Origin of the sequence: Polaromonas sp. (assembly GCF_031411155.1) — a bacterium.
Classification (GTDB): domain Bacteria; phylum Pseudomonadota; class Gammaproteobacteria; order Burkholderiales; family Burkholderiaceae_C; genus Polaromonas.
In genome coordinates this window covers 1-6502 of record NZ_JANOAL010000281.1, presented here as the reverse complement: position 1 = coordinate 6502, position 6502 = coordinate 1, and the positions used below count along the sequence as shown (strand labels likewise).

General features: G+C 62.1%; 7 protein-coding genes and 2 pseudogenes. All 9 read right to left on the bottom strand.

The features are described from left to right. Positions 1-260: pseudogene (locus tag RMO23_RS16745) on the bottom strand (zinc metalloprotease HtpX); the annotation flags it as partial. 109 nt (positions 261-369) lie between these two features. Beyond that, on the bottom strand, positions 370-1155 hold the full coding sequence (locus RMO23_RS16740; protein ID WP_309683824.1) for a DUF3025 domain-containing protein: 786 nt from the start codon (positions 1153-1155) through the stop codon (positions 370-372). 4 nt (positions 1156-1159) lie between these two features. Then, a complete protein-coding gene (locus RMO23_RS16735) occupies positions 1160-1939 on the bottom strand; it encodes an NYN domain-containing protein (protein ID WP_405041620.1) in 780 nt (259 codons plus the stop codon). Continuing rightward, positions 1939-2994 (bottom strand): dihydroorotase, encoded by a 1056-nt coding sequence (gene pyrC, locus RMO23_RS16730; protein ID WP_309683821.1) that lies wholly within the window; start codon positions 2992-2994, stop codon positions 1939-1941. Before pyrC ends, RMO23_RS16735 begins: the two co-directional genes overlap by 1 nt. A gap of 98 nt (positions 2995-3092) precedes the next feature. Then, positions 3093-3542 (bottom strand): GreA/GreB family elongation factor, encoded by a 450-nt coding sequence (locus RMO23_RS16725; protein WP_309683820.1) that lies wholly within the window; start codon positions 3540-3542, stop codon positions 3093-3095. Positions 3543-3861: 319 nt separating this feature from the next. Next, positions 3862-4599, bottom strand: a complete 738-nt coding sequence (locus RMO23_RS16720; protein WP_309683819.1) for an amino acid ABC transporter ATP-binding protein — start codon at positions 4597-4599, stop codon at positions 3862-3864. 61 nt (positions 4600-4660) lie between these two features. Beyond that, positions 4661-5347: an amino acid ABC transporter permease gene (locus RMO23_RS16715; RefSeq protein ID WP_309683818.1), complete on the bottom strand. Its 687-nt coding sequence runs from the start codon at positions 5345-5347 to the stop codon at positions 4661-4663. Between the two features lies 1 nt (position 5348). Then, positions 5349-6071 (bottom strand): amino acid ABC transporter permease, encoded by a 723-nt coding sequence (locus RMO23_RS16710; RefSeq protein ID WP_309683817.1) that lies wholly within the window; start codon positions 6069-6071, stop codon positions 5349-5351. 116 nt (positions 6072-6187) lie between these two features. Then, positions 6188-6502, bottom strand: a pseudogene (locus RMO23_RS16705) (transporter substrate-binding domain-containing protein); the annotation flags it as partial.

Genomic DNA, 6502 nt, shown 5'->3' with positions numbered 1-6502 from the left:
GTCTCGACAATCCAGGCTTCATCGCCATTCTGCGAGTCATTGATGATGCGCACGCCGGCGCTCCACTTGGCCACCGGCTTGCTGATCAGCAGCGAGATGATGGCGCCGCCAAAACCCATGACCAGCGCAAAGCCGAGCAGCGCCGTCAGGTTCAGGCCATTGGCCGTGAGGAAACGGTTAACGCCCAGCAGGCTGGCCACAATGCCCAGCACGGCCACCACGGCCACGTTGGTCAGGATAAATAACAATATACGTTTCATGGATTCTCCGTGGGGTCGGTAATGAAGGTCCGCCGTGCGCAGGATATGCGGCTGGCTTTTGGCTTATCAAGCCCTCTCAAGCTGCGCCAGCGGGTGTAAGCGGCTGTTTTTATCTGTAGTTGGGTTGTTCTGGCAGCCGCCGCGGACGAAACACAAGAGAGTCATCATAAAAGGAAAAGTTTTCGTTTTCCGGCCACCAGCCGGGCACACCCAGCACCGGCAAGGGCAAAAAAGGCTTGCCGGCCAGCTTGTCCGCGCTCAGGTCGGCCGCCAGCCAGGCATCCAGCTCTGCTATTGAATTCATAGCTACCTGCGCACGATAGACGTGGGCCGTGATCGGTTTTCGGGGGTAAACCAGCTTTTCCAGCAGGGCATGGCCAAACAGCACGAGACTGGCCTGCTGCCAGAGCGGGCGCAGGTCAACAAAGAGACGCCGCCAGTCCCGGGCCGCCAGCGCGTCCCACAGCGCATCGGGCGCCGACAGCAGGGCCGCATTCTCGTCAAACAGGGTCAGCGCATCGCGCACCGGGCCGCGCACCCGCTGCACGCCGGCCCGCGCAATTTCGGCGGCCTGCAGCTGGTTGAGTTTTGTCTTGGTCCGCGGAAACCACATCCAGCACAGACCGTTGAAGAAATCGTGCAGGTTATCGCGCGTGGGCACGCTGCCGGTGTCGAAGATGAACTGTTCGTAGGCCTGGCCGGGCGGCAAGGCGGTTTGCGCGACAAAGCGCACCGGCGACCGGTTCGTCTGGTTCAGCGCCTGATGCAGCAGCGCCTCGCCAGTCACCTGCCCCGCCACCTGTTCGCCAGGCGCCCGCCAGGGCTGCAGCCACGGCAGCTTCCAGTCGATGGCCGACAGCGGCGGCACAGCCGCGATGGAGGTTTGCTCCCGCAAGCCCTCAGCCCCGGCCGGTTTTGTTCAGCCGTCTGTCTCGCACCGCCACGGTCGATTTGCCCTCGTCGGCGATTTCAAACAGCTGCGTGGCGACCAGCAGCTTGGTCAGCGTGGCGTAGCCGTAATTGCGGTGGTCAAACGAGGCCTGGTTGGCGATCTGCGTGCCTACCGCGCCCACGCGCGCCCAGCCCTCGTCGTCGGCCGCCGCCTGCACGGCGTTGCGCAGCAGCATGACGAGTCGGGCATCCTGCTTGAGCTGCGCCGGCGAGGCGCGCAGCGGCGTGGCGGAAACCGCTTCGCCATCATCCCGGCTGTCGCCCTGGGCACCAGTTGCATCGCTGACGGCAATGGGCCGCAATTTATCAAGGTACAAAAACCGTGAGCAGGCATTGACAAACGGCTCCGGCGTTTTTTGCGCACCAAAGCCGTACACGGCGGCGCCCTTGGCCCGCAGGTGCATCACCAGCGGCGTGAAATCGGCATCCGACGACACGATGCCAAAGGCGTCGGGCCGATCGGTATAAAGCAGCTCCAGCGCATCGATCACCATGGCCATGTCGCTGGCGTTTTTACCCTTGGAATAGTCAAACTGCTGCATCGGGCGAATCGCATGCTCATGCAGCGCTTCCTCCCAGCCCTTGAGTTCGCTTTTCTTCCAGTTGCCGTAGGCGCGGCGGATATTCGTCTCGCCAAAGGTCGACAACTCGTTGAGGATCAGGTCGATTTTGGACGCGGGCGAGTTGTCTGCGTCAATCAGCAGGGCAACGCGCGGTTTGTGGTCCATCATGTGCTCCGCTGGGTTTCAAACTTCCAGGCCAGGCTTTCACCCGACCGCAGCGGCTTCAGTTCCGCCTCGCCAAACGCATAACTCACGGGCGGCGTCCAGCTTTCCTTTTTCAGGGTGATCGTGCCCTGATTGCGCGGCAGGCCGTAGAAATCGGCGCCGTTGAAGCTGGCAAAGGCTTCGAGCTTGTCGAGCGCGCCCGCCGCATCGAAGGCCTCGGCATACAGCTCCATGGCCGCATGGGCGGTGTAGCAGCCGGCGCAGCCGCTGGCGTGTTCCTTCAGGTGAGCCGGGTGCGGCGCGCTGTCGGTGCCGAGGAAAAACCTGGCGTTGCCGCTGGTGGCGGCCTCGACCAGCGCCAGGCGATGCGTTTCGCGCTTGAGCACCGGCAGGCAGTAGTAATGCGGCCGGATGCCGCCCGAGAAAATCGCATTGCGGTTGTAGAGCAGATGGTGCGCGGTGACGGTGGCTCCGGTGAACCGGTCGGCGTCACGCACGTAGTCCGCGGCTTCCTTCGTGGTGATGTGCTCAAAGACGATCTTGAGTTCGGGGAAATCGCGGCGCAGCGGAATCAGTTGCGTCTCAATGAACACCGCCTCGCGGTCGAACAGGTCAATCTCGGGCGAGGTGACTTCGCCATGCAACAAGAGCAGCAAGCCTTCACGCTGCAGGGCTTCGAGCGTCTTGTAGGTCTTGCGCAGATCCGTCACGCCGGCGTCGCTGTTGGTGGTGGCACCGGCCGGGTAGAGCTTGACGGCGACCACACCGGCGTCCCTGGCACGCTTGATTTCGTCGGGCGGCAGATTGTCGGTCAGGTACAGCGTCATCAGCGGCTCGAAACGCACACCGGGTGGCACGGCGGCCTGAATCCGCTCGCGGTAGGCGACGGCCTGGGCAGCCGTGGTAACCGGCGGGCGCAGGTTGGGCATGATGATGGCCCGGCCAAATTGCGCGGCGGTGTGCGGCACCACGGTGTGCAGGGCTTCGCCGTCCCTGACGTGCAAATGCCAGTCGTCGGGGCGGGTCAGGGTGAGGGTATTGGCGGATGAAGTCATGGCCCGAATTGTCGCACTGCCGCCGGTTTTGCTGACCGGGCGCGGCGGTCAGCCTTGCCGCCCGATTTTTGCCGGGCGGCACGGCCGTTTGGCCTTTTTTACAGCAGGTAGTCGCCGCTGTCTTCAGGCTGAAACAGCAGGGCCAGGATTTCCGCCGACGCCTGACCACCGCCCTGCGGCATAGTCCAGCGGGCCACCTGGCCCACCGACAGGCCCAGCAAACCCGCCCCCGCCGGCGACAGCACCGACACAAAGCCGGCGGCCGGCTCGGCATCGTGCGGGTAGCACAGCGTGAGCTTGCGCTGCTCACCGGTCTGGCCGTCGGCAATCAGCACCTGCGAATACATGGTCACCACGTTGGGCGCCACCTCGTGGGACGACACCAGGTCGGCGGCGTCGATCACCTCATGGACGGCCGGGGCCGCCCCGTTTGAGAGGGAACCCGCCCGCGAGGCCGGATGGCGCAGCAGGTTGGTAATGCGGATGTGGTCAAGCTCGGTCAGCGTGCGCGATGGCGACGGCGACGGTTGAAGGGAAGCAACGTTCATGAAAGACACCTGGATCCATACCGCCCGGAAAAGGCTTACCGGGCAAGCCAGCTGGGTGGGTGCCCGACGATCCAGAAATAGCGCTAGAGAAAAAGGGAGGGATGGATCGCCAGGCTCAGGGGTGTGCGGCCGGCTGATGCGGCCACAGCACCGGCAAACCCGCGCAGCCGGCCGCGAGCCCGCGCACCGCGCCCTGGGGGGCGGTGGCAAGGCGCGCGGTTGGGCGCGGGGCGGTCATGCAAGCGGCAGGCATTTTTCTATAGCGTGTCAGTGACGCGAATAACGGCTTGGTGCCGGCCTTGCGGGCCGGCCCTCCGGTTCAATGCGACAGAATCTTGTTCAAGAAGTCCTTGGTACGGGCCTGGCGGTTCTCGGGGTGGCTGAAGAACTCGTCCTTGGAACAATCTTCCAGAATCTTGCCGCCCACGTCCATGAAGATGACGCGGCTGCCCACCTTCTTGGCAAAGCCCATTTCGTGCGTGACCACCATCATGGTCATGCCTTCGGTGGCCAGGCCCATCATGCAGTCCAGCACCTCGCCCACCATTTCGGGGTCAAGCGCCGAGGTGGGTTCGTCGAACAGCATGGCAATCGGGTCCATGCTGAGCGCCCGGGCAATCGCCACGCGCTGCTGCTGGCCACCCGACAGCTGACCGGGAAACTTGTCCTTGTGCGCCATCAGGCCGACGCGGTCCAGGTACTTGAGGCCGTGGGTCTTGGCCTCATCGGGCTTGCGCCCCAGCACCTTGACCTGCGCCAGCGTCAGGTTTTCGGTCACGCTCAGGTGCGGAAACAGCTCGAAATTCTGGAACACCATGCCGACGCGGCTGCGCAGCTTGGGCAGGTCGGTCTTGGGGTCATGCACCGCCTGGCCATCGACAAAAATCTGGCCTTTCTGGAACGGCTCCAGCGCATTGATGGTCTTGATCAGGGTTGACTTGCCCGAGCCCGAAGGCCCGCACACCACCACCACTTCACCTTTTTTGATACTGGTCGTGCAGTTGTTGAGCACCTGCACGGGACCGTACCACTTGGACACTTCTTTCATCTCAATCATCATCTACTCCAATCTGCGGTTCTTGTGATTTTCATCAGGGGGTTGGGTTGACGGCACCCGCTTAGCGAATGATGGCAATCCGGCTTTGCAGCCGCTTGACCATGTAGGACAGGCTAAAGCACATCACAAAATACACCACCGCCGCCAGCAGGTAGGCCTCTTCGGGGCGGCCGTAAATCTTGCCGGCGGTGCTGAAGCCCTTGAGCAGGTCATAGGCGCCAATGGCATACACCAGCGAGGTGTCCTGAAACAGGATGATGGTCTGCGTCAGCAAAATCGGCACCATGTTGCGAAACGCCTGCGGCAGGATGATCAGCTTCATGTTCTGGGCATAGCTCATGCCCAGCGCGCGCCCGGCATTGACCTGGCCGCGCGAAATCGACTGGATGCCGGCCCGCATGATCTCGCTGAAGTAGGCGGCCTCGAACGCCACAAAGGTGATGATGGCCGAGATCTCGGCGCGGTAATTGCTGCCGCCCGGAATCAGCGCGTAAAACGAGGCTGGCACCAGCAGGAAGAACCACAGAATCACCATGACCAGCGGCACCGAGCGCATGCCGTTGACATAAAAGGTGGCGGGAAGCATCAGGATTTTTTTGCCCGACAGCCGCATCAACGCCAGCAGGGTGCCCAGGATGATGCCGCCTATCGTGGCCACCAGCGTCAGCTGGATGCTGAAGAAAAAGCCTTTGGCGACGAAATTGGAGATGATCTCCCAGTTCAGAAAACTCAGGTCAAGTCCCAGCATGTCAGTGCCCCCCGCCCGTGGCGCCAGCCACCACAACGCCCGGGATCTGGACTTTCTTTTCGACGAAGGCCATGACCCGGTTGACGGCGAAGGCCGACACCGCATACAGCGCCGTGACCGCCAGGTAGATCTCGATGCCGCGCGAGGTTTCTTCCTGCGCCTGCATGGCGAACATGGTCAGTTCGGCAATCGACACGGCAAACGCCACCGAGGAATTTTTCAGCAGGTTCATTGATTCGCTGGTGAGCGGCGGAATGATGATGCGAAACGCCATCGGCAAGATCACGTAACGGTAGGTTTGCGCGGTGGTAAAGCCCATCGCCATGCCGGCATAACGCTGGCCGCGCGGCAAGGCCTGCACGCCGGCACGCACCTGCTCGGCAATTCGTGCCGAGGTAAAAAAGCCGAGCGCAAACACCACCAGCACAAAGCCGGGCAGGTCTTTCATGGCCGGGAACACCTTGGGCACGACGAAGTACCAGATGAAAATCTGCACCAGCAGCGGCACATTGCGAAACAGCTCGACCCAGGCGTTGGCCAGGCGCACCAGCCAGGGGCTGTTGGGCAGGGTGCGCAGGGTGCCAAACAGGGCGCCAAACACCATGGCCACGACCCAGGAGGTTCCGGCGACGGCCAGCGTCCAGCCCCAGGCGTTCATCATCCACTCCAGATAGGTGCGCCCACTGCCATCGTCGTTTAAAAATACTTTCCAGTCCCAGCTCATGGTGATTCCAGCCCGTTGTTATGAATTTGGTTTCCGCTATTAAACGTGTAAAGCGCCTAAAAAACAAACCCCGCCGAGGTCGTCAAGGGCGGGGTTTGCGGGCTCAAGCAGCCGGATTACTTCTTGACGTAGTCTTCCATGGGTTTGTCGTTAGGCGCATTCCAGGCGGCCTTGGTGCTTTCGCTGACGGCATAACCAACCTTGGTGTTCTTCGGTGGAATCGGCTGGATGAACCACTTGTCCCACAGCTTGGCGATTTCGCCCGACTTCATCATTTCCTTGACGGTGTCGTCACCCAGCTTCTTGAAGGCCGGGTCGTCCTTGCGGATCATGATGGCGATGGGTTCCACGCTCAGCACTTCGCCGACGAGTTTGAAGTCAGCCGGGTTCTTGGCAGTGGCGATGTTGCCGGCCAGAATGGCGCCATCCAT

Bases quoted from the DNA above. Each gene is read 5' to 3' on its own strand.
- RMO23_RS16715 (WP_309683818.1), bottom strand. From the start codon at position 5,347: ATGCTGGGACTTGACCTGAGTTTTCTGAACTGGGAGATCATCTCCAAT.
- RMO23_RS16710 (WP_309683817.1), bottom strand. From the start codon at position 6,071: ATGAGCTGGGACTGGAAAGTATTTTTAAACGACGATGGCAGTGGGCGC.
- RMO23_RS16720 (WP_309683819.1), bottom strand. From the start codon at position 4,599: ATGATTGAGATGAAAGAAGTGTCCAAGTGGTACGGTCCCGTGCAGGTG.
- RMO23_RS16735 (WP_405041620.1), bottom strand. From the start codon at position 1,939: ATGGACCACAAACCGCGCGTTGCCCTGCTGATTGACGCAGACAACTCG.
- pyrC (WP_309683821.1), bottom strand. From the start codon at position 2,994: ATGACTTCATCCGCCAATACCCTCACCCTGACCCGCCCCGACGACTGG.
- RMO23_RS16725 (WP_309683820.1), bottom strand. From the start codon at position 3,542: ATGAACGTTGCTTCCCTTCAACCGTCGCCGTCGCCATCGCGCACGCTG.